At 45.0% G+C, this 21,247-nt stretch carries 21 protein-coding genes; 10 read left to right on the forward strand and 11 right to left on the reverse strand.

What is annotated here, in order from left to right; all coding sequences use genetic code 11:
* Positions 1 to 473: 473 nt before the first annotated feature.
* The 8 genes from Xkoz_RS16835 (at position 474) to pcp (ending at position 9,438) form a co-directional block, all read left to right on the forward strand.
* Complete coding sequence (locus Xkoz_RS16835) at positions 474 to 1,148, forward strand: helix-turn-helix transcriptional regulator (protein ID WP_099143146.1); 675 nt, start codon at positions 474 to 476, stop codon at positions 1,146 to 1,148.
* A gap of 232 nt (positions 1,149 to 1,380) precedes the next feature.
* Positions 1,381 to 2,382 (forward strand): LacI family DNA-binding transcriptional regulator, encoded by a 1,002-nt coding sequence (locus Xkoz_RS16840; protein WP_099143147.1) that lies wholly within the window; start codon positions 1,381 to 1,383, stop codon positions 2,380 to 2,382.
* 33 nt (positions 2,383 to 2,415) lie between these two features.
* A complete protein-coding gene (gene nhaC / locus Xkoz_RS16845) occupies positions 2,416 to 3,855 on the forward strand; it encodes a Na+/H+ antiporter NhaC (RefSeq protein WP_099143148.1) in 1,440 nt (479 codons plus the stop codon).
* A gap of 1 nt (position 3,856) precedes the next feature.
* Positions 3,857 to 5,035, forward strand: coding sequence for a MalY/PatB family protein (locus tag Xkoz_RS16850; protein WP_099143149.1), 1,179 nt, complete (start codon positions 3,857 to 3,859; stop codon positions 5,033 to 5,035).
* Between the two features lie 1,002 nt (positions 5,036 to 6,037).
* Positions 6,038 to 6,721 carry a helix-turn-helix transcriptional regulator gene (locus tag Xkoz_RS16860; RefSeq protein ID WP_099143150.1) on the forward strand — a complete coding sequence of 228 codons (684 nt, stop codon included), beginning with the start codon at positions 6,038 to 6,040 and terminating at the stop codon, positions 6,719 to 6,721.
* Positions 6,722 to 7,025: 304 nt separating this feature from the next.
* Positions 7,026 to 7,754 (forward strand): DUF969 domain-containing protein, encoded by a 729-nt coding sequence (locus Xkoz_RS16865; protein WP_099143151.1) that lies wholly within the window; start codon positions 7,026 to 7,028, stop codon positions 7,752 to 7,754.
* On the forward strand, positions 7,751 to 8,767 hold the full coding sequence (locus tag Xkoz_RS16870) for a DUF979 domain-containing protein (RefSeq protein WP_208615293.1): 1,017 nt from the start codon (positions 7,751 to 7,753) through the stop codon (positions 8,765 to 8,767). Before Xkoz_RS16865 ends, Xkoz_RS16870 begins: the two co-directional genes overlap by 4 nt.
* A gap of 23 nt (positions 8,768 to 8,790) precedes the next feature.
* Entirely contained in the window at positions 8,791 to 9,438 is a 648-nt protein-coding gene (gene pcp / locus Xkoz_RS16875) for a pyroglutamyl-peptidase I (protein WP_099143153.1), read from the forward strand.
* A gap of 34 nt (positions 9,439 to 9,472) precedes the next feature.
* Here pcp and pgpA read toward each other — a convergent pair whose 3' ends face one another.
* The 11 genes from pgpA to queA all read right to left on the reverse strand — a co-directional run bounded on the left by pgpA (position 9,473) and on the right by queA (position 19,509).
* Positions 9,473 to 9,964, reverse strand: coding sequence for a phosphatidylglycerophosphatase A (pgpA, locus tag Xkoz_RS16880; RefSeq protein ID WP_099143154.1), 492 nt, complete (start codon positions 9,962 to 9,964; stop codon positions 9,473 to 9,475).
* The gene (gene thiL, locus Xkoz_RS16885) at positions 9,957 to 11,003 is read right to left on the reverse strand and encodes a thiamine-phosphate kinase (RefSeq protein ID WP_099143155.1); all 1,047 of its coding nucleotides are present in this window, start codon (positions 11,001 to 11,003) and stop codon (positions 9,957 to 9,959) included. The genes pgpA and thiL overlap by 8 nt, the downstream gene beginning before the upstream one ends.
* Before the next feature lie 102 nt (positions 11,004 to 11,105).
* Complete coding sequence (nusB, locus tag Xkoz_RS16890) at positions 11,106 to 11,522, reverse strand: transcription antitermination factor NusB (protein ID WP_099143156.1); 417 nt, start codon at positions 11,520 to 11,522, stop codon at positions 11,106 to 11,108.
* A 28-nt stretch (positions 11,523 to 11,550) separates the two neighbouring features.
* Positions 11,551 to 12,021 carry a 6,7-dimethyl-8-ribityllumazine synthase gene (ribH, locus tag Xkoz_RS16895; RefSeq protein ID WP_099143157.1) on the reverse strand — a complete coding sequence of 157 codons (471 nt, stop codon included), beginning with the start codon at positions 12,019 to 12,021 and terminating at the stop codon, positions 11,551 to 11,553.
* A 97-nt stretch (positions 12,022 to 12,118) separates the two neighbouring features.
* Positions 12,119 to 13,231 carry a bifunctional diaminohydroxyphosphoribosylaminopyrimidine deaminase/5-amino-6-(5-phosphoribosylamino)uracil reductase RibD gene (gene ribD, locus Xkoz_RS16900; RefSeq protein WP_099143158.1) on the reverse strand — a complete coding sequence of 371 codons (1,113 nt, stop codon included), beginning with the start codon at positions 13,229 to 13,231 and terminating at the stop codon, positions 12,119 to 12,121.
* A gap of 42 nt (positions 13,232 to 13,273) precedes the next feature.
* Complete coding sequence (gene nrdR / locus Xkoz_RS16905; RefSeq protein WP_099143159.1) at positions 13,274 to 13,723, reverse strand: transcriptional regulator NrdR; 450 nt, start codon at positions 13,721 to 13,723, stop codon at positions 13,274 to 13,276.
* A gap of 110 nt (positions 13,724 to 13,833) precedes the next feature.
* On the reverse strand, positions 13,834 to 14,802 hold the full coding sequence (secF, locus tag Xkoz_RS16910) for a protein translocase subunit SecF (RefSeq protein WP_099143160.1): 969 nt from the start codon (positions 14,800 to 14,802) through the stop codon (positions 13,834 to 13,836).
* A 10-nt stretch (positions 14,803 to 14,812) separates the two neighbouring features.
* A complete protein-coding gene (gene secD, locus Xkoz_RS16915; protein WP_099143161.1) occupies positions 14,813 to 16,660 on the reverse strand; it encodes a protein translocase subunit SecD in 1,848 nt (615 codons plus the stop codon).
* 28 nt (positions 16,661 to 16,688) lie between these two features.
* The gene (gene yajC, locus Xkoz_RS16920; RefSeq protein ID WP_099143162.1) at positions 16,689 to 17,027 is read right to left on the reverse strand and encodes a preprotein translocase subunit YajC; all 339 of its coding nucleotides are present in this window, start codon (positions 17,025 to 17,027) and stop codon (positions 16,689 to 16,691) included.
* Positions 17,028 to 17,166: 139 nt separating this feature from the next.
* Entirely contained in the window at positions 17,167 to 18,291 is a 1,125-nt protein-coding gene (gene tgt / locus Xkoz_RS16925) for a tRNA guanosine(34) transglycosylase Tgt (protein ID WP_099143163.1), read from the reverse strand.
* A gap of 144 nt (positions 18,292 to 18,435) precedes the next feature.
* Positions 18,436 to 19,509 (reverse strand): tRNA preQ1(34) S-adenosylmethionine ribosyltransferase-isomerase QueA, encoded by a 1,074-nt coding sequence (queA, locus tag Xkoz_RS16930; protein WP_099143164.1) that lies wholly within the window; start codon positions 19,507 to 19,509, stop codon positions 18,436 to 18,438.
* A 127-nt stretch (positions 19,510 to 19,636) separates the two neighbouring features.
* Between queA and Xkoz_RS16935 the strand changes: the two genes are divergently transcribed.
* Together Xkoz_RS16935 and Xkoz_RS16940 are read left to right on the forward strand one after the other, a co-directional pair.
* Positions 19,637 to 20,224, forward strand: coding sequence for an acyl carrier protein phosphodiesterase (locus tag Xkoz_RS16935; RefSeq protein ID WP_099143165.1), 588 nt, complete (start codon positions 19,637 to 19,639; stop codon positions 20,222 to 20,224).
* 213 nt (positions 20,225 to 20,437) lie between these two features.
* Positions 20,438 to 21,040, forward strand: coding sequence for a peroxiredoxin C (locus Xkoz_RS16940; protein WP_099143166.1), 603 nt, complete (start codon positions 20,438 to 20,440; stop codon positions 21,038 to 21,040).
* Positions 21,041 to 21,247: the final 207 nt, after the last annotated feature.

Genomic DNA, 21,247 nt, shown 5'->3' on the forward strand with positions numbered 1-21,247 from the left:
CACAGAAAATTTCCACTAATTTGTTCATTGCCTGTTCCTCCCCAGAGCGGTTTTTGGCGTGCACCAAAACTTTGCTCTTGGAACAGGCACTTCGTCAATTCCTTATCCAGAATTCGGGTTAATTATTAAAAATTAAATAATAATCACTGATTCAGAGCGTAATTCGACAGCACTGATATTTTTTTGATGATAAACAAGAGCAAAAAACACTACAAAAGTCACATTTTTGCACCTCATGAAACCGGTTACATGAATAACAAGCTCTTCTCACATTCCATCTGAAATAAATTCGGTATCCTACCTATAACGACCAACTCAAAACCAGAGAATAGATTTCGAGTTACCTCACGGAGCAAGGGAAATAATCCAAAATCACATAGGTTACTATGTGACTGGCGTGTCGTTGAGGGGTGATTGAAGCCAATAAAACGGCAACTTGAAAAATCAAGGTATATCATTATTTAAGGTTACATATGAGTCAAATCACCCCTCAATTAACAAATATGTGGGATAGAAGCCATGAATCCTGGTTTGTAAAAGACAGGGAACTCCGTTTTATCTATGCAAATAAGATGTTTATTAAATTAAATCATTTACCTGAACACATTAATGTGACCGGATATACTGAAAAAGAGTTACATACGCCATTTAATCATCTTGTTCATCTGTTTGAAGAGCATGATCGTGAAGTCTTGCAATCTATGCAACGAGTCTCTTCTATCGGTGCTTATTTTCAATCCAACGATCAACAATTCAAGCCCTATTTCTGTGAAAAATATCCACTAATGGATGAAAATAATCACTGTATCGGGATCATTGGTCATACCAAAGAGATCAATCATTTTTCTGTGCATTACTATATTAAAAACAATATAGCTAACTCTATTAACCTTAGCCCACCAAACAATATATTGACAGAAAAAGAGTGGCTGATCATTTTTTTATTCTGCCGTGGTGTCAATAATAAAGACATTGCTAATAAACTGGAAATTTCATATCGTACATTAGAACGATACTTTAAAGTTATCTATGAAAAACTGTCCATAAACTCAATGATCGAATTAAAAACTCTTTGCGAAAAAAATAACTATGACCTCTATGTTCCACCTCAATATTTAAAATCTATAAGCCATGCTCTGTTATATTAAACATGATGTCTGCGTCTTAGATCCTCTGGCATTTAACCAGGAAGGTGATTTAAGTCTCCATGAGAATCTAAATAAATTGGGATATGATCCAACTTCATATTGATCTTATACCCGTCGCCTTTCAAGATGCGTCTGATACCTCCCCGCGCAGCGGGGAGGTATCAACACTCAAATGGGTTTGCAAGCGGCAACTTGAAATTGGATTGGTATACATAACTGCTGAGGAAAAAGCATGGCCACGATGAAAGACGTTGCACATCGAGCGAGAGTGTCTGTCGCCACTGTTAGTCGTGTCATTAATAATACAGCTTACGTCGAACCCGGCACCCGTGAACGGGTGGAAAAAGCGATGCGTGAATTCAACTATCACCGCAATTCGGCCGCGCTGGCATTGGCGAAAAGATGCGGGAGTATGCTGGGCTTACTGACGGGTAATTTGGCCGATCCCTTTTTCTCCCTATTGGCTCGCGGAGTGGAAAAAGTGGCCCGAAAAAAAGAGGCCAAGTTGATGGTTTGTAGCGGCGGGCATCAAGCTGAACTCGAAAAATCTGCCCTGAATTTTTTAATCAATCAAGGATGTGAAGCCATAGTCGCCCATATCAGCAGAATGAGCGATGCAGATGTATTACGTTACGCCGCCCATACTCCAGGATTAGTGATTATCAATCGATATTTTCCGGCTATCGCTAACCGATGCATCTGGTTAGATAATATCAGTGCTTCCCAAACTGCAACCCACTATCTTCTCCAAAATGGCCATCACAGAATTGCTTATATCACGTCAGATCTCCCGATCGATGATAGAAGGCTTCGTCTGGAAGGATACTATGCGGCAATGGCTAATGCCGGGATCACAGTCCCCGGCGATTGGATTATCAGTGTTCCCTTTAACGAAGAAGGTGGGGAACAGGCAGCAGAAAAACTCTTAAACAGTGGCACCCACTTTACCGCGGCAGTGACATTCAATGATGTGATGGCTGCCGGTATGATGAGATACCTGCATCGACGGAAAATCCAGTTACCGGAACAACTGTCAATCGTTGGATTTGATGATGTCGTCATGTCCCAATATCTCTCCCCACCTTTAACGACGGTACATAATCCAGTCGAAAAAATGGCTCAGCGGGCAGCTAATCTCGCATTACAGCTTAGTGATAAAAAGGAACTCCTTCCTCAAGTGAATATGTTCTCTGCGGAACTCGTCATAAGAGATTCCGTATTTTCAATAAAATAATTTAACTTAACTACCTGAAATTGGAATTGTTATATGGATGATAAGAAAAAACTAAGTCTGGGACTCGCCATACTGCCAATTGCGGCCATGCTGTTGTTGTTAATTATTGGCTATGGTCAACTCGGTCTGCGTATCGAATCCTTATTGCTCATTTCAGCAGCAATAACGGCGACTTTGGCATATTGGCAAGGCTATCGCTGGAATGACATTATGGATGCTATTGTGGCAAAACTGGCCAAGGCAATGCCTGTGATCATGATATTGATTTGCGTTGGCGGTTTAATTGGTACTTGGATGTTCAGTGGAACCATACCTTATATGGTTTACTGGGGATTAAAGCTGATTAGCCCGCAATATATACTGATTGCTGCTTTCTTTATCACCAGCGTTATTGCCGTGTGCACCGGGACATCATGGGGTTCAGCCGGAACAGTCGGCGTTGCGCTAATGGGCGTCGCCGCTGGCCTTGATGTGTCTTTGGCAGCAGCAGCGGGCGCGGTTGTTTCCGGCGCGTATTTCGGCGATAAAATTTCACCGTTATCCGACTCAACTAATTTCGCTGCCATTGTTGCTGATACTGATCTTTACAGCCATATCCAACATTTAATGTACACCACTCTCCCAAGTTTTATTTTAGCCGCCATTGTTTATCTTATTGCGGGCCATACAAGCTTGACAGATAACGTGGCAACGCCTGAAAAAATCACTGAAATTCTGCAATCTCTTGAAAGCCTGTATCATTTCAATGTCTTGCTGATTTTGCCTCCGATATTGGTTTTATGGGGAGCCGTGACAAAACGTCCGGTGATACCCGTCATGCTGGCTGCCTGTACATTGGCGATTGTTATCGGCGTAGGTCTTCAAGGATTCACCCTTAAACAAGGCCTTAATGCACTCATTGATGGTTTCAATCTCTCCATGTTCACCGATCAGGGACACAACCTCACCGGGATCGTTAGCGATGTTCCCCGCCTGCTCAATCGCGGGGGTATGTTCTCCATGATGGGGACAATATTGCTGGTATTCTGTGCGTTTGCGTTTGCCGGCGCGTTAACACTCACGGGCGCCTTAACCATCATCGTTAACCAACTTCTGCAAGCAGTTCGCACAACCGGCCAGCTTATTGCTGCAACCCTGTCCGCAACCATCTTGCTCACTGGGGCAACCTGTGATGGCAAACTGGCGCTTCTCATTCCGGCTGAGCTGTTCAAGGGGGCTTATCGCCGATTGGGGTTGGATAACAAAAACCTATCACGCACCATCGAAGATGGCTGCACTGTCATTGAACCGCTGATCCCCTGGACTTCTGCGGGTATTTACATGGCGACGACATTGGGTGTCAGTACGCTTGATCTGCTACCTTGGGCAATCCAGTGTTATGCTGCCGTCTTTTTTGCGCTTATTTATGGCTTTACGGGTTTCGGTATTGCAAAAGCCACTTCGGAAAACACCCTGATTAAAAAGGAAATTTAACGTGGAATCACCCGATTTCAACCAGATAATCGATCGTCACAATACAGGTTCCGTTAAGTGGGATTTTTTAGATCGTTACCTGCACATCAATAAAACAGAGCTGCTACCCATGTGGGTTTCTGATTTCGATTTTCAATGTCCCAAAGAAGTCCTGCAAGCCCTGGCCTCCCGAATTGACCACGGTATTTTTGGTTATAGCGAGCGTGACGAACACTACTATCAAGCAGTGATAGACTGGTTTTCAAGACGTCATCAACTCACTTTACACAAGGAGTGGTTTACATCAATCGAAGGTGTTGTACCTGGGTTAGCGTTACTGATACAACTACTGAGTAAACCGGGGGAAGGCGTCATTGTCCAAGGGCCTTATTATTCTTCATTTGCCAAAATTATTACCATGAATGGCAGGACGGTTATTGAAAATCCCCTGCTTGAAGGCGCTGAAGGGTATAAAATTGACTATCGCCATTTAGAACACATATTGGAACAACACAGGCCACCGGTGCTATTGCTATGTAATCCACATAACCCAACCGGCCGCTGTTGGGATCGTGATGAACTGCTCCAGTTGCTGATGCTCTGCAAAAGATACGGCACGACGATAATTTCCGATGAAATTTGGGCTGATTTAATTTTGCCTTCGGGCAAATTCACCTCAATATTGCATCTTGGCAGTGAATGGCATAGCCATGTGATTGCCGCCACCTCAGCAAGTAAGACATTTGGACTCTCATCGCTCCGTATATCAAACTTTCTCATTCCAGCCCCCGCTCTCCGGCAGGCTTTTACTGATCGCTTGAACGCTCACGGGTTAGATGTCTTCAACTCATTATCGATGACAGCGGCTACCGCGGCTTACCAATATGGGGAGACCTGGCTGGATAAGTTACAAAATTATCTGGCTGAAAATCGTCGCTGGTTCGAACAGGCTTTAACCTCTTCCGTTCCCTGGTGCCGAATGACCAAAGCGGAAGGCACCTATTTGGCCTGGCTGGATTGCCGCGATTTGGGGTTGGATGATAATACCTTGCAACAAGTATTACTACAAAAAGCCAAAATAGCCGTTTCAATGGGATACAGTTTTGGTGATAGCGGAAAAGGATTTATCCGAATAAATTTAGGTTGCCCTCGTCAATACCTTGAAAAAGCAATTAGTGGTTTGGCTCAGTTAACGCCATAAGAATAACAAGGCATTCGAGAAACGACCCTTTGCTTTAATTCTGTGATCATACCTGAAACTTTTCCGATGAAAAGTTTCAGGTAATTAATCCAGACTATTTACTAGAACACATAATATAAACTTCCTCACCCCTCAATTTAGTTATTAAAAATGCTATATCTATATCCTATTTAAATTTATTTTTTATATTGTTACAGGATTTCCCTGGAGATGACGCTGGTATAAGACACTAAAAATAGAGCAACAGATATTTATATAGATTTTATAGCCGATGACATTTCTAAAGAGTTTAATTATTTTTAGAAATATTGGAAGCGTATGAAATACTTTAATGACCATCTTTTATCTTAGGACAAATAAACAGCATTAAGCACTCAGTGACAATGAGGTAATATTAAAATGTTAATATTATGTTGATCAGGAGTAAAGGTGGTATAATACTATTTGTCTTAATGGATTGTCACCTAACACACATTCAGCCTTAAGCTAATAAGATACTATTTTTCATATTAATGATTACTCTATTAAAATTAATAAATATCCACTCTTTGACGGGGTAATTGTTGTGCCCTATTATAGGGTCAAATCATTTCACCATCACCAGAAAGCAATCAAAAACAGCTTGATAGTTAATACATAAAATATGAAAAAACAAATAATATCACTACGAAATTAATTCATCTATGGGAAAAAAGCATTGAACCTTGGGGAGCAAAAGATCGCCAATCAAGATTTATCGATGTCAACCTGTATTTTCATCAATTACTTGATATACCAGAAGATTTAAACATCACAGGATTGAGCACAGGTGAATTATTTTCACTCATTGCAGAGTATGAACGGAAGCGCTTATCAAAAATTGAATATTTTCAGACATGAAGATCTGCAAGCATTCTGCAAACAGCATAAATTTGATTGCTATATTATTGAGCGGTTTATTACTGTTGGTAGTAAAGAATTAAATTGATTATATTACCCATAAAATAATAAAGGAATAGTGACATGAGCAGCAAGAAGACCATCATTTCGCCTCAAATCATTAACACGCTCGCGGCCAGCAACGATCCCTGGGGAATAAAAGATAAAAACTCATGCTTTATCTATGGTAACAAGGCATTGAATGTCATCAAAGGGTTTTCTGATTCATTTGATTTTGAGGGGCTTTATGATGATGAACTTCCTTGGGACGGTGCCGAATTTGCAAAAGAATATATCCATCATGACCAAAAGGTCATGCAAGATGAAAAGTCATATGTTTCACTAGAAACTCATATTTGGGGAGAAACGAAAACATTATCCTCTTATTTTTGTGAAAAATCACCTCTTTATCATGAAAATGGTGAATGTATAGGGATTATATATCACCTGTGGAAAGCCCAAGATTATTCATTAACGCGTTTATATCATGGAAAACTTCCTGCCTCCATTATGTTTCAACCACCGACTCATTTATTCACCCAACGCGAATGGGACGTCATTTTTCTCTCTTTACACAAATACACGAGTAAGCAGATTGGCAGAATATTAAATATCTCCTATCGTACTGTCGAAAATTATACCGCACAAATATATAAAAAGGCCGGCGTTAGCTCTGCCCAACAATTAGAAGAGTATTGTCGTCTGAATAATTTCGATCTTTATGTGCCAGAACGGTTTTTGCGCCCTGAAAGCCGGCTTTTGGTTTGAGCCGCCCATTCTACCCTTCCAATAAACACCCATCATACCGATATTTAATGCCCGTACGGTATCACGGATATCGGTTTATTCCTTTCTAGCTTTCAGACAGCTTGCAAAACATTCTTATCCCGTAAACACGTTTTCATCCAGGAAGTGATCTGCATTGCACTTTTACAATCCAATGCGAATTTTATTTGCCTATCTTTTGATCACAACCTATTTATTGTTCAACAACGCAAAAACAATACATTAACAATCCTGGTAATTTGCACCAACAACAAAACAACATGACATTCGCTATGGGGAATGAAATATGCAACAGACCATCAACTTTTGGCCCCTAATCGGGATCGCCGTTATTATCATTGGCTTTATTATCAGGTTTAATCCTGTTCTGGTCGTCACCCTTGCCGGTTTTATCACCGGATTGGCTGCCCACATGCCTATCACCGATATTCTGGAAAAGCTCGGTTCGGGGTTTGTTAATACCTTAAATTTAACACTGACCATCCTGTTTCCTTTAGTCATCATTGGCCTGTTGGAAAGGCATGGCTTAAAAGAACGCGCCCAAAAATCCATTACTCATATCAAAACAGCGACAACCGGGCGTTTATTAATTGTCTATCTATTTATACGGGAAACCTCTGCCGCATTGGGTTTAACCAGTTTAGGCGGGCATCCGCAAATGGTTCGCCCTCTGTTGGCACCTATGGCAGAAGGCGTGGCTGAAAATCAATATGGAAAGTTGCCAGATGCCGTACGTCATCGCATTCGCGCAATGTCCGCAGCAACAGATAATACCGGCCTATTCTTTGGGGAGGATATTTTCGTCGCCTTTGGGGCAATTATTTTTATGCATAATTTCATGCTGGAATCAGGCGGCATTCAAACTGAACCGTTGCATATTGCCCTTTGGGGGCTACCTACTGCCATCTGTGCTTTTCTCATCCACTCAGTGCGCTTATATCGCCTTGATTACCGAATTGCCAACGAATTAAGTGCCTTGAATTACACCAGGCTGCACAGCAAGGAGGAGAAATAATGTTTCAGCTACAGTATCTCTACATGCTGGCAGGCGTCATTTTGATTGCTGTCGCTATCATGTCATGGCGTGATAAAGCGAATCCGCGCCGTTTAACGACCGGCCTGTTTTGGGCACTCTACGGTTTGATCTTCCTGATGGGGAAATGGAGTCATCATGTCATGGCTATCTGGATCAGCGATGAAGCCGAGGCTCAAAGAATGGCCCATATTGCTATCGGTATGATGGTTGTTTTTATGGCACTATTGGCAGGCACCGGTGGGGTTCGGCTGGGAAATTATCACCAACGCACCCCAGAACAACGGCAGGAAAGTGCTGATCGTCTTGGCAATCGGCTATTTTTTCCCGCCTTGCTGATCCCCATTGTCACAATGGTTGGCGTGTTAATGTTTAACCACATTCCGGGCTTACAACGAGCCGTGTTTGGAGAGGGAAACCATTCAACCTTAGTGACACTTTTTTCAATCACTCTCGGTTGCCTGATAGGATTAATTATCGCATTACACATGAGCCGTGATGCCATAACACAACCCATACAGGAGACTCGCCGCTTACTTGACGCCATTGGCTGTGTATTTATCCTGCCACAACTGCTGGCTACGCTCGGATTGCTGTTTACAACCGCCGGCATAGGTACAGTCATTGCTCACCTGACCGAAAATTATGTCGCTATCGATAATCGCTTTATTGCCGTGGTAGCGTACGTATTGGGTATGGCTGTGCTAACCATGATTATGGGTAATGCTTTCGCGGCTTTTCCTATCATTACTGCCGGTATTGGCATTCCTATTTTGATCTTGCAGCATGATGGCAATCCAGCCGTTATGGCTGCCATCGGTATGTTCTCTGGCTATTGTGGTACGTTGATGACGCCGATGGCGGCAAATTTTAATCTCGTTCCTGCCGCTTTGCTGGAGTTACCTGATCGCAATGCCGTCATCAAAGCACAAATTCCCACAGGATGCGTTTTACTGATTACCAATGTATTCCTGCTCTATTTCCTCATGTTCTGATAAAGCAACAACAAGGAACCACCATGAAAACTATTTTGGTCACTGCTTTTGAACCTTTTGGGGGTGAAACCCTTAATTCATCCTGGGAAGCCGTCAGGCCATTGCAAGGGTGTCAAATTGCGGAGGCAAATATTGAAGTTTGCCAACTGCCTTGCGTTTTCGATACATCCCTGAAGCATCTCTATGCAACAATTGAACACGTCAAACCAGAAATAGTCATTGCGGTGGGGGAAGCTGGAAACAGATCGAATATCAGCGTAGAGCGCGTCGCAATCAATATTAACGATGCCCGTATTCCTGATAATGCTGGCAAACAACCCGTTGATACTCCTGTCATTATTGGCGGCCCTACGGCTTATTTTGCTACCTTGCCCATCAAGGCAATCGTCGATGAGTTAAAGCGTGTGGGAATTCCCGCCAAAGTCTCCCAAACTGCGGGAACCTTCGTTTGCAACCATGTTATGTACGGTTTGCTCCATTATTTAACTCAACATGCCCCTGCTGTGCGCAGCGGCTTTATCCATGTGCCTTATTTACCTGAGCAGGCAACAAAATATTCTGATGCGCCAAGTATGGCCGTAGAGATGATCACGGTAGCCTTAAAAATCGCCATCGAATCAGCATTGAGGAATGAAAACGATATTGCCATCGCAGGCGGCACAACAAACTGAAAAAATAGCCACTGTGCTCCAGTGGCTATTTAATTTAGAAAGGTAACAATGGGTAGACATTCAGAAGCCAGATAACTAAAACCGCAAAGATAGCCGCGATAATATCATCCAACATAATGCCGATCCCGCCTTTCACATAGCGGTCAAACCAACAAATCGGCCACGGCTTCCACATATCAAAAATACGGAATACGACAAAACCAACCAAAACCCATTGCCAGTTAAGCACAGGGATCGCCATCAGCGTGAGCCACATGCCAATGAATTCATCCCAGACGACACAACCAGGATCGTCTACCTTCATGGCATCGGCAGCTTTCTGGCAAATCACACAGCCAATAACCGTTCCCAACACAATAGCCAACCAAATTCCCCATGTCGGGAGCTGCACCAACAGTAACCAGAAAGGGATTGCCGCCACTGAACCCATGGTGCCAGGTATAATCGGCGATAAGCCACTACCGAATCCCGTAGCCAATAAATGCCAAGGGTTACTCATTTTTAAGTGGCGTTTTGCATCATCCATGCGTCCCCTCCGTTTGGTCGTTTGCTTCCTGGTGTGTAGCCGAACAAGGTACTACCGGTTTTTTATCTGTTTTAAAATGGTCAAAGCCGCTCAGATCCAACTCAATTTCTTTGTTATCGTTAAAATAGCGGATACCTTCTGATTCTGGCCTGATTTGCCCAATACAGCAAAAACTCGCCCCCGAATGGGCCAATGCCATATTTAACGCGCCACGGTTTAGCTCAGGGACAGTGAAGCACAACTCATAATCTTCCCCACCACTCAGCGCCCATGTTAATGCCTGTTCATTTGGGATATATTGCTGCATTGCTTCTGAATAAGGCAACGCATCCAGATTAATACGTGCACCACATTGGCTCGCGGTCAGAATATGGTTGAGGTCAGAAATCAAGCCATCCGACAGGTCAATCGCGGAAGAAGCGAGATCACGGAGTGCCTGCCCTTGTAAAACCCGGGGTTGTGGACGAAGGTGGCGCTTAAGTAGCCAGTTGTGGATTGCCGGATCGTCCAGAGTCAGATGCCCTTGCAACAAGGCCAGCCCTGCCGCACTGTCACCCAATGTTCCGGTGACATAAATCCAATCACCGTTCTTCGCACCAGTACGGCGCAATGCCCTGCCAGCCGGCACCAATCCATGTACGGTTAGCGTCAAACTCATGGGGCCTTTTGTCGTATCCCCACCAATTAACTGCATACCGTAATAGCTCAATTGTTCAAACAGGCTATCACTAAACCGTTTTAACCAATCCTCATTGATGTCAGGCAACGTTAACGCCAACGATGCCCAGGCAGGATCGGCTCCAACAGCAGCCAAATCACTGATATTGACAGCCAAAGCCTTATAGGCCAAATCTTCCGGTGAGATATCAGAAAGGAAATGGACACCAGCAACCAACGTGTCCGTTGTTACCGCTAATTCTTGCTTATCAGCAACGGTCATCAGTGCACAATCATCACCAATCCCCAGGTTTACATCACGTCGGCGAACCAAAGGGCGATTGAAATAACGTGCAATGAGGTCAAATTCACCACATGCCATAGTAGAATTCCAAAACAGTGACTAACGATGAACACATGAGGCCGGAAATCCGGCCTCATGTGTAAAATCATCGAGTTATAATGGGGAACTCCTGGCAAGCAATCACTTTTTCTTACGTGCTGCCGGGCCAGCTTTATCCAACACCCCATTCACGAATTTATGACTATCTTCAGCACCAAATATTTTTGCCAGTTCGATGCCTTCATTAATAGCCACTTTGTAGGGAACATCATCACGAAAGCTTAGTTCAAACATCGCAACGCGCAAAATGGCTTTTTCCACCTGACCTAACTCTTCGAGCTGACGGGAAAGGTAAGGCATCATCAAAGCATCCAATTTTGTAGCATTGACCGCTACTCCGGACAATAATTCACGGAAATAGGTGATATCAACACCGGTTACATCCTGCTCTGACAGAAACTGCAATTCAACATCAGCAATGCTGTTTTTGGATAATTGCCACGAATATATTGCCTGAACAGCACACTCACGAGCACGACGACGAGCAGCAGGTTTCACAAAATTCCCCTTAATTAAAACTAAAAACTCAGCCTTTAATGGCTTTGATTACATTGATCATTTCTAATGCGGTTAAGGCAGCTTCCGCGCCTTTATTACCCGCTTTAGTTCCAGCGCGTTCAATCGCCTGTTCAATATTTTCGGTTGTCAGAACACCAAACGTAACAGGAATGTTGCTGGACATTGCCACGCTGGACAAGCCTGAGCTACATTCGCCGGCAACATATTCGAAATGGGCTGTACCGCCACGAATAACTGTACCCAAAGCGATAACCGCATCATATTTTTGGGACTCAGCTAACGCTTTAACCGTTAATGGCAGTTCATAGGCACCAGGCACCCATACTACGGTGATATTATCCGAAGAAACCTGACCAATGCGTTCTAATGCATCAATGGCCCCTTCCAGCAGGCTGTCATTAATGAAGTTGTTAAAGCGAGCAATGGCAATGGCAATGCGGGCTTTAGGAGCTGCAACAACACCTTTGATTACGTTCATAGCCTTCCTATACCTTATTCATATCCGCAGGGGCGCGGATCTTATCACATTATTTTTCTCTGCGTCTTGATTTATGGCTTGCCTTAAATCAAAACACCTAACGCGGACGCAAGCGAAGACGTACATCAGGGCCAATTTGTTGAACATCAAAGAGTGAAAATTCAGGCGCATCCGATAATTTTTGCAATTCAGGGATGGCAAATAATCCACGGGCACTATTTCCCAACACCTTAGGCGCGATATAAAGGATCAATTCATCGACCAACCCTAACGACAGTAAAGCCCCAGCCAACGTCGGGCCGCATTCCGCCCAAACAGAATTGACCTGACGCTTACCCAGTTGCATCATCAACAACACTAAATCAACACCGTCACCATAGGCAGGCAATAAAATCTGTTCGACGTGAGCAGGCCATTTTTGTTCTTGCTGATCTTGCTGAGTACGTACTAACCAACATTCACCGGGTTGCTGGACAACCTGGTGTTGTGGTGTGACTCGGTTTTGGCTATCCGTAATGATACGGATTGGCTGGCGGAGCCATTCTTGCGGATAAATCGCTTGGGTTTCAGTATCCAGTTCATTCCAACGGACAGTCAGGGCAGGATCGTCCGCCAATACCGTTGCGCTGGAGCTTAAAATGGCACTGCACTGCGACCGTAATTTCTGCACATCCTGACGGGCTTCCGGTGAGGTAATCCACTGACTTTCTCCCGATTCCAACGCCGTTCGGCCATCCAATGATGCGCCCAGTTTCAATTGCAGATAAGGGAACCCTGTACGCATGCGTTTGAGAAACCCTTTATTCAGGGCTTCCGCCTGTTCCATCATCAAACCATGCTCAACCGCAATGTCGGCCTGCTGCAATTTATATAAGCCACGCCCAGCGACTTGAGGATTAGGATCTTGCATCGCTACCACAACACGGCTTAAGCCTGCGGCAATCAAAGCATCGGCACAAGGCGGGGTTTTTCCGTGGTGACTACAGGGTTCAAGAGTGACGTAAGCTGTCGCACCTTTCGCTTTTTCGCCAGCCATACGAAGGGCATGCACTTCGGCGTGAGGTGCACCCGCCCGCAAATGAAAACCTTCCCCGACTATCTGCTCATCTTTAACGATGACACAACCTACATTCGGATTTGGGGAGGTTGTAAAGCGTCCTTGTTGCGCAAGCTCTAACGCTCTGGACATATATGTTTCATCAAGTGTCATAGCATTTAGTCAGTGTTATTTTTTTAATAAGGGTTATCGGATTTAGTCTTGCAGCCTGGCAATCTCTTCACCGAATTCGCGCACATCTTCAAAGCTGCGATAAACAGATGCAAAACGGATATAGGCCACTTTATCCAATTTTTTCAGTGCATCCATAACAAAGTTTCCGATCATTTTGGCGGGAATTTCACGCTCTCCTGTTGCCCGTACTTGTGATTTAATGTGGCTGATGGCTATCTCCACATCATCTGAGCTGACAGGGCGCTTTTCCAGTGCCTTCTGCATTCCACGTCGCAATTTTTCTTCGTCGAAAGGCTCTCGAATATCATCACTTTTAATAACTCGCGGCATCACCAGTTCTGCAACTTCAAACGTCGTGAAGCGTTCATGACATTCCAGGCACTGACGGCGACGGCGCACTTGTGAGCCATCCCCTACCAGACGGGAATCAATAACTTTAGTATCAACGGCTGCGCAAAATGGGCAATGCATATCGTTTCCTGACAGTTAACCGATGGGATAACAGTGTACCTTGAAGTGATTGTGAAAAACACCCTGTCAGTAAGTACTCACAGGGCGTTTAAGCGATATCAGTGCTCTAATCAAGGAAGAATGGAAGGCTGATCTGCCCCTTCTTTCTCCACTTTCTGCTGGATCAAATGTTCACGCTTCATGCCCAACTTTAAGGCCAGTGCAGAAGCCACATAGATGGAAGAAATTGTGCCGATAGAAACACCGATTAACATGACCAGTGAGAAGCCCTTTAACATTTCGCCACCGAAAATGTACAGCATCAATACCACCAGCAATGTGGTTGCGGAAGTCATGATGGTACGGCTTAAGGTCTGGGTCAGGGAAATGTTGGTGATTTCATACGACGTACCACGGCGTATCTTACGGAAGTTCTCACGGATACGATCCGACACAACGATGCTATCGTTCAATGAATAGCCGATAACGGACATCAACGATGCAACAATCGTCAGGTCAATTTCGATCCGGAACAACGATAGGATACCCAGTGTGATCATCACGTCATGCGCAAGTGCAATTACGGCTCCCAATGCCAGGCGCCACTCAAAGCGGAAACCGACGTAAATCAGGATACAGATCAGTGCAACCAGTAATGCCATCGCGCCGGTTTGTGCCAGTTCGTTTCCCACACTTGGACCAACGAATTCGATCCGTTTAACTTTGGCCTCTTTATCAATATCCTGATTAATCACCGAGATAATTTTATTGCCAAGCTCTTGCCCTGCGTTCCCCTCCGCAGGCGGCATACGCACTATTACATCACGGCTGCTGCCAAAATTTTGCAAAAGGGGTTCAGCAAAACCATTCTGGGTCAGGCTCTCACGCATCTTATCCAGATCCGCGGGTTTGCTCAGGTTCACCTCAATGACCGTACCACCGGTAAAATCAAGCCCCCAGTTAAACCCACGCGTTCCTACCATGATGATGGAAGCGATCAACAGCAGGAACGAGATCCCAAAGGCAACGTTGTCCCAGCGCATAAAGTCGATAACTTTACGCCCGTAGTTTAATTGTTCAACAGTATAATCCTGTGCCACAACGTGCTCCTTAAATTGACAACTTGTTGATACGCTTGCCACCGTAGAGCAAGTTCACGATTGCACGTGTTCCCACAATCGCAGTGAACATTGAAGTCGCCACACCGATACTGGTGGTGATCGCGAAGCCCTTGATCGAACCCGTCCCCATCGCATACAAAATAATAGCCGTAATCAGCGTCGTCAGGTTTGCGTCGATGATACTGGAGAACGCGCCTTTGTAGCCTTCATGAATGGCTTGTTGTACCGTGCGGCCATTGCGCAACTCTTCTTTGATACGTTCATTGATCAATACGTTTGCATCCACGGCGACAGCAAGGGTCAAGACGATACCGGCAATCCCTGGCATGGTTAGCGTCGCCCCTGGCAACAGGGACATAATGCCGACAATCAGCACCAAGTTAACCAATAACGCAGAACTCGCAATCAGACCAAACTTGCGGTAGTAAATCACCATAAATACGATGGAAGCAATCAGGCCCCACAGACAAGCCTCAAGACCCTGTTCAATATTCTGCATGCCCAGAGTTGGCCCAATAGTACGCTCTTCCACAATCTGGATTGGCGCAATCAACGCCCCCGCACGCAGTAACAACGATAACTGACGAGCTTCAGCCGGATTATTAATACCGGTAATGCGGAAACTGTTACCCAAGCGTGACTGAATAGTGGCAATGTTGATAACTTCTTCTTGCTTAACCAAAATCGCGCGCCCATTGGCATCTTTCTTGCCGCTGTCCTTATATTCCACAAACAGCGTTGCCATGGGTTTTTGCAAATTATCTTTGGTGAAATTAGACATCGCCGTTCCACCCACACTATCCAGAGAAATGTTCACCTGCGGGTAACCATTCTCATCAGTACTGGAGGTAGAATCGGTGATATGGTCACCTGTCAGGATAACCCGCTTGTACAGCACAACCGGGCTGCCATCACGGCTATATTTCACTTCTGAATCAGCCGGAATACGGCCATATTGCACGACGTTTTGGTCAACATTGGTATTGACCAGACGGAATTCCAGAGTTGCGGTTGCCCCCAGGATTTCTTTCGCACGCGCCGTATCCTGAATACCCGGCAGCTCAACAACGATGCGGTCTGCACCTTGACGTTGAACCAGTGGTTCCGCAACCCCCAATTGGTTGACACGGTTACGCAAGATAGTGATGTTTTGCTGTACCGCATAAGAGCGGGCTTCACGCAGACGTTCATCACTCATGACCACTTTCAGTGTGCTGTTTGCTTCGTTGGAGAACACCAAATCACGGTGGCGAGGTTCAAGATAGTTTTCCGCTTTTGCGCGTGCATCGTTATCACGGAAACGAACTTCGACCCCATAATTATCCGTTTTACGGACAGTAGAATAAGGGATGCCCTGATCACGCAGTTCGGAGCGCAGGCTATCAACATTCTGTTCCTGCAATTTGCCCAACGCGGTTTCCATATCCACTTCCATCAAGAAGTGAACACCACCACGTAAATCAAGCCCCAGTTTCATCGGTTCAGCACCGACGGTTCTTAGCCAAATAGGTGTTGCAGGCGCGAGGTTCAATGCCACAACATACTGTTCACCCAGTGCGGAAACCAGAGCTTCACGCGCACGGAGCTGCACATCAGTGCTATTGAAACGAGCAAGAATTGCGCCATTTTCCAGTACAATAGACTTGCTCTTGATTTGATCTTTTTCTAAAACATTACGGACTTGGTCCAGCGTTTGTTCACTGGCGGCGATACCTCGCGCGCCAGTGATTTGTACAGCCGGATCCTCACCATAAAGGTTGGGAAGTGCATAAAGCAGACCGATGAGGATCGCAGCGATCAGCATCAGATACTTCCACAAAGGATAACGGTTCAACACGGCAGTTCCCTTCGGGAAAATCGGAAAATTAAATAGCCTTCATTGTACCTTTCGGCAAAATGGCGGCAACGAAGTCACGTTTGATAGTTATTTCTGTGGTGTCATTTAAGGCAACAACAACGTAGCCCGTATCAGACACTTTAGAGACACGACCGACTAAACCACCAGAGGTCAGTATTTCATCCCCTTTGGAGATGGAATCCATCAGTTTTTTATGTTCTTTGGTGCGTTTTTGTTGTGGACGCAGGATCATGAAATAGAAAATCAAACCGAAAACAACCAGCATGATAATCAGAGAATATGGACTTCCCTGAGATTGTGCTGGTGCACCAGCGGCTGCCGCAGCTTCAGAAATAAAAAAACTCATCAAATTTCCCTCATTGTTATCGAAAAGGTGACTGTCGAAAACAGTGTTATTAAACACAGTGTTATTGTAAATCGACAGTGGCTCGATCAAAAACCAGTCCAATATGCTACACATATTGAGACTGATTAGTCACGACAAATTATATAGTTAACGGCGGAACGGATTTACCGACCTGCTGATAAAACGCTTCAACAAACTGTTCCAGTTTGCCTTCTTCAATGGCTTTGCGAATTCCAGCCATCAAACGTTGATAATACCTTAAATTATGTATCGTATTCAGCCTTGCACCAAGAATTTCGTTACAACGATCAAGGTGATGGAGGTATGCCCGGCTATAATTGCGGCAAGTATAGCAGTCACAATGCTCATCCAACGGAGAAGTATCTTCTTTATGTTTGGCATTGCGGATCTTAATCACCCCTTCGGTCACAAACAGATGACCATTGCGGGCATTACGTGTTGGCATCACGCAGTCAAACATATCAATGCCACGACGAACACCTTCAACCAAATCCTCTGGCTTGCCGACACCCATCAAATAGCGAGGCTTGTCTTGTGGGATCTGAGGGCAAACATGCTCCAGAATACGGTGCATATCTTCTTTAGGTTCACCGACCGCCAATCCCCCTACAGCGTAGCCATCAAAGCCGATTTCCACCAGCCCTTTTATGGAGATATCACGCAAGTCTTCGTAAACACTGCCCTGAATAATACCAAACAAGGCATTTTTATTGCCCAGCTCATCAAAACGTTGACGACTGCGGGCAGCCCAGCGCAGTGACATTTCCATGGAACGCTTCGCATAATCCCAATCAGCGGGATATGGCGTACATTCATCAAAAATCATGACAATATCGGAACCCAGGTCATACTGGATTTCCATGGATTTTTCTGGGCTGAGAAACACCGGCGTCCCATTAATTGGGTTACGGAAGTGAACCCCTTCTTCCTTAATTTTACGCATAGCGCCGAGGCTGAAAACCTGAAAGCCGCCAGAGTCAGTCAGAATAGGGCCTTGCCACTGCATAAAATCATGCAGGTCACCATGCAACTTCATGATTTCCTGTCCCGGACGCAACCAAAGGTGGAAAGTATTCCCCAATAGGATTTGCGCCCCGGTTTCTTTCACCTCTTCCGGTGTCATCCCTTTTACCGTGCCGTACGTTCCCACCGGCATAAATGCCGGCGTTTCCACAACACCACGATCAAAAATCAAGCGACCACGACGCGCGTGCCCATCCGTCTTTTGTAACTCAAATTTCACTTAACCTCCAGACATCAGAAAAACAGTCTGATGCTACGTTTAAACGCCATTCAAATCAGCGCAGCTGAAATGAAGAGTATTTTTGATTTTAAAATCTTTTATTGCAAAGCATTTAATTTAAATCGACCGCGTTTCTTCTGTTGTTCACGCTTTTGATACCCGCTCTTTTACTGCCATTGGGTTGCGATTAATAAACATTGCATCACCGTAACTGAAAAAGCGATATTTTTCTGCTACCGCTTCTTTATAGGCGTGCATGGTATTCTGATAACCGGCAAACGCAGAAACCAGCATGATCAGTGTGGATTCTGGCAGATGAAAATTGGTGATCAGGGCATCGACAATCTGATATTCAAATCCAGGATAGATAAAGATTTGGGTATCATCAAAAAATGGCGCGATAATCCCATCCTGACAGGCTTTCGCGGCACTTTCCAGCGAGCGGACTGAGGTGGTTCCGACAGCAATCACCCGATTGCCACGCGCCTTACATGCCAGTACTGCATCCACCACATCCTGCGGCACTTCCGCATATTCAGCATGCATCACATGATGCTCGATGGTTTCCACTCGCACAGGCTGAAAAGTACCAGCCCCCACGTGCAGGGTAACAAAAGCCATCTCAATTCCCTTGTCACGCAAGGCGGCCAAAAGGGGTTCATCAAAATGCAATCCGGCAGTCGGGGCAGCGACCGCACCTGGGCGTTCACTATAAACGGTCTGATATAGCTCACGATCCGCATCCTCATCAGGACGAGCGATATAAGGAGGCAGGGGCATATGGCCAATCTGATCCAAAATGGCCAATACATCACGCTCATCATCGAAACGGATTTCAAACAAAGTATCGTGACGTGCCAGCATCGTTGCCTTAATGCTTTCCGTCTCACCGAGGATCAGCTCAGCACCTTCTTTCGGCGCCTTGGATGCACGAACGTGAGCAAGTACTCGCTTATTATCCAGCACCCTTTCGACTAAAACCTCCAACTTCCCCCCCGTCGCTTTGCGGCCAAACAGGCGCGCAGGGATGACACGGGTATTATTGAAAACCAAGAGATCACCCGCTTCCAGCTTATCCAGCACATCAGTAAAAATACCGTGCGTCAGCTTACCCGTTTCACCATCGAGGGAAAGCAGGCGACAAGCACTTCGCTGCGGCTGAGGATAGTGAGCAATCAGTTCTTCTGGCAGTTCAAATGTAAAATCAGCGACACGCATTTTATCTGTATCATTCAAAAAAACAGGCGGACTAGTCTAGTGCTGCAAGCGCAAGGGTGCAACAAAGAAGCATCGGTCGAGTTTAACTATTTACTTACAAGTGCACGCTTTCCGGTATACTCTCACTATGAATTTTCTCGCACACCTTCATTTAGCTGCATTAGCGGAAAGCTCCTTGTTGGGGAATTTAATGGCGGATTTCGTCCGAGGCTCTCCAGAAGGCACATTTAGTTCTGACATTGTAGCGGGTATCCGTATGCACCGTCGGGTAGACAGCCTGACGGACAAACATCCCGTTGTCGTGGAAGCACGCAAATTATTTCGCGCGGAATATCGGCGTGTTGCCCCTATAACCCTTGATATCATCTGGGATCACTTTCTTTCCCGGCATTGGGATCAGTTTGAAAAAAATTACTCCCTGCCTGAGTTTGTCTATTTTGCCCGCCGCAATATAGAACCCCATCTTGCTTTAACCCCTGAAAAATTTCAGGAATTGAATAACTATATTTGGTCACAGAACCTGTTTATCCGTTATGCCGACATGTCATGCATCGCCAATGTCTTGCAAAGCATGGCGCACCGACGCCCGAAATTATCTGCACTGGCCGGTTCATATCAAGATATCGAAAATCATTACCTTGATTTTGAAACACTATTTTGCCAGTTCTATCCAGACATGATGGAGCTGGCATCAAATAAGTGTCTACTTAATTAAACGATTTTCCAAAACGTTGCTCTTTTCACATTTCGCAACTTGAACTTTTCATAAATAGCTTTATCTTATGTAGTCTAAAAAGAATTAAAAACAGATTATTGATAGGTGAAACCTATTATATCAATTGGTATTTTATTCTTTATTGCTACAACCTAATTCCTTATGCTGTAACTCGTTTTTACATAACACCTTTTAAAATCACAGGAGTCAATTATGGTTTTAGTAACCCGCCAAGCCCCTGACTTTACAGCCGCCGCCGTTCTCGGTAACGGTGAAATTGTTAATAACTTCAATCTGAAAAAACACCTTAATGGCCGCCCTGCTGTTATTTTCTTCTGGCCAATGGATTTCACTTTCGTCTGCCCTTCTGAGCTGATTGCTTTCGACCATCGCTATGAAGAATTCCAACAACGTGGTGTTGAGATTGTGGGTGTATCCTTCGACTCTGAATTCGTTCACAACGCATGGCGTAAAACCCCAGTCAACGAAGGTGGTATCGGCGAAGTCAAATACCCAATGGTGGCTGACATCAAACGTGACATCATGAAAGCCTACGGCATCGAACACCCAGAAGCGGGTGTTGCCCTGCGTGGTTCTTTCCTGATTGACAAAAATGGCGTTGTCCGTCATCAGGTAGTTAACGATCTGCCACTGGGCCGTAACATTGACGAAATGCTGCGCATGGTTGACGCGCTGCAATTCCATGAAGAGCATGGCGAAGTTTGTCCGGCTCAATGGGAAAAAGGCCAGGAAGGTATGGGCGCTTCACCAGAAGGCGTAGCAAAATACCTGACTAAAAACGCTGACAAGCTGTAATCGCCGCCCAGCTAATCACATCATGTTATAAAACATGTCAAACCAGCCGCTCTGTCGGCTGGTTTTTAGCCTGAAATTTCTTGTTTCATTGACTTCCGCACAGAAAATCATCTTTCAAAAATCCTGGGCTTTAGATAAGGTGATCTACGTATTCGCAACAAAAAGACCACAAAAACTCAAATACATTAACAGTTGACCAATGATCAT

Origin of the sequence: Xenorhabdus kozodoii, assembly GCF_002632875.1 — a bacterium.
Classification (GTDB): domain Bacteria; phylum Pseudomonadota; class Gammaproteobacteria; order Enterobacterales; family Enterobacteriaceae; genus Xenorhabdus; species Xenorhabdus kozodoii.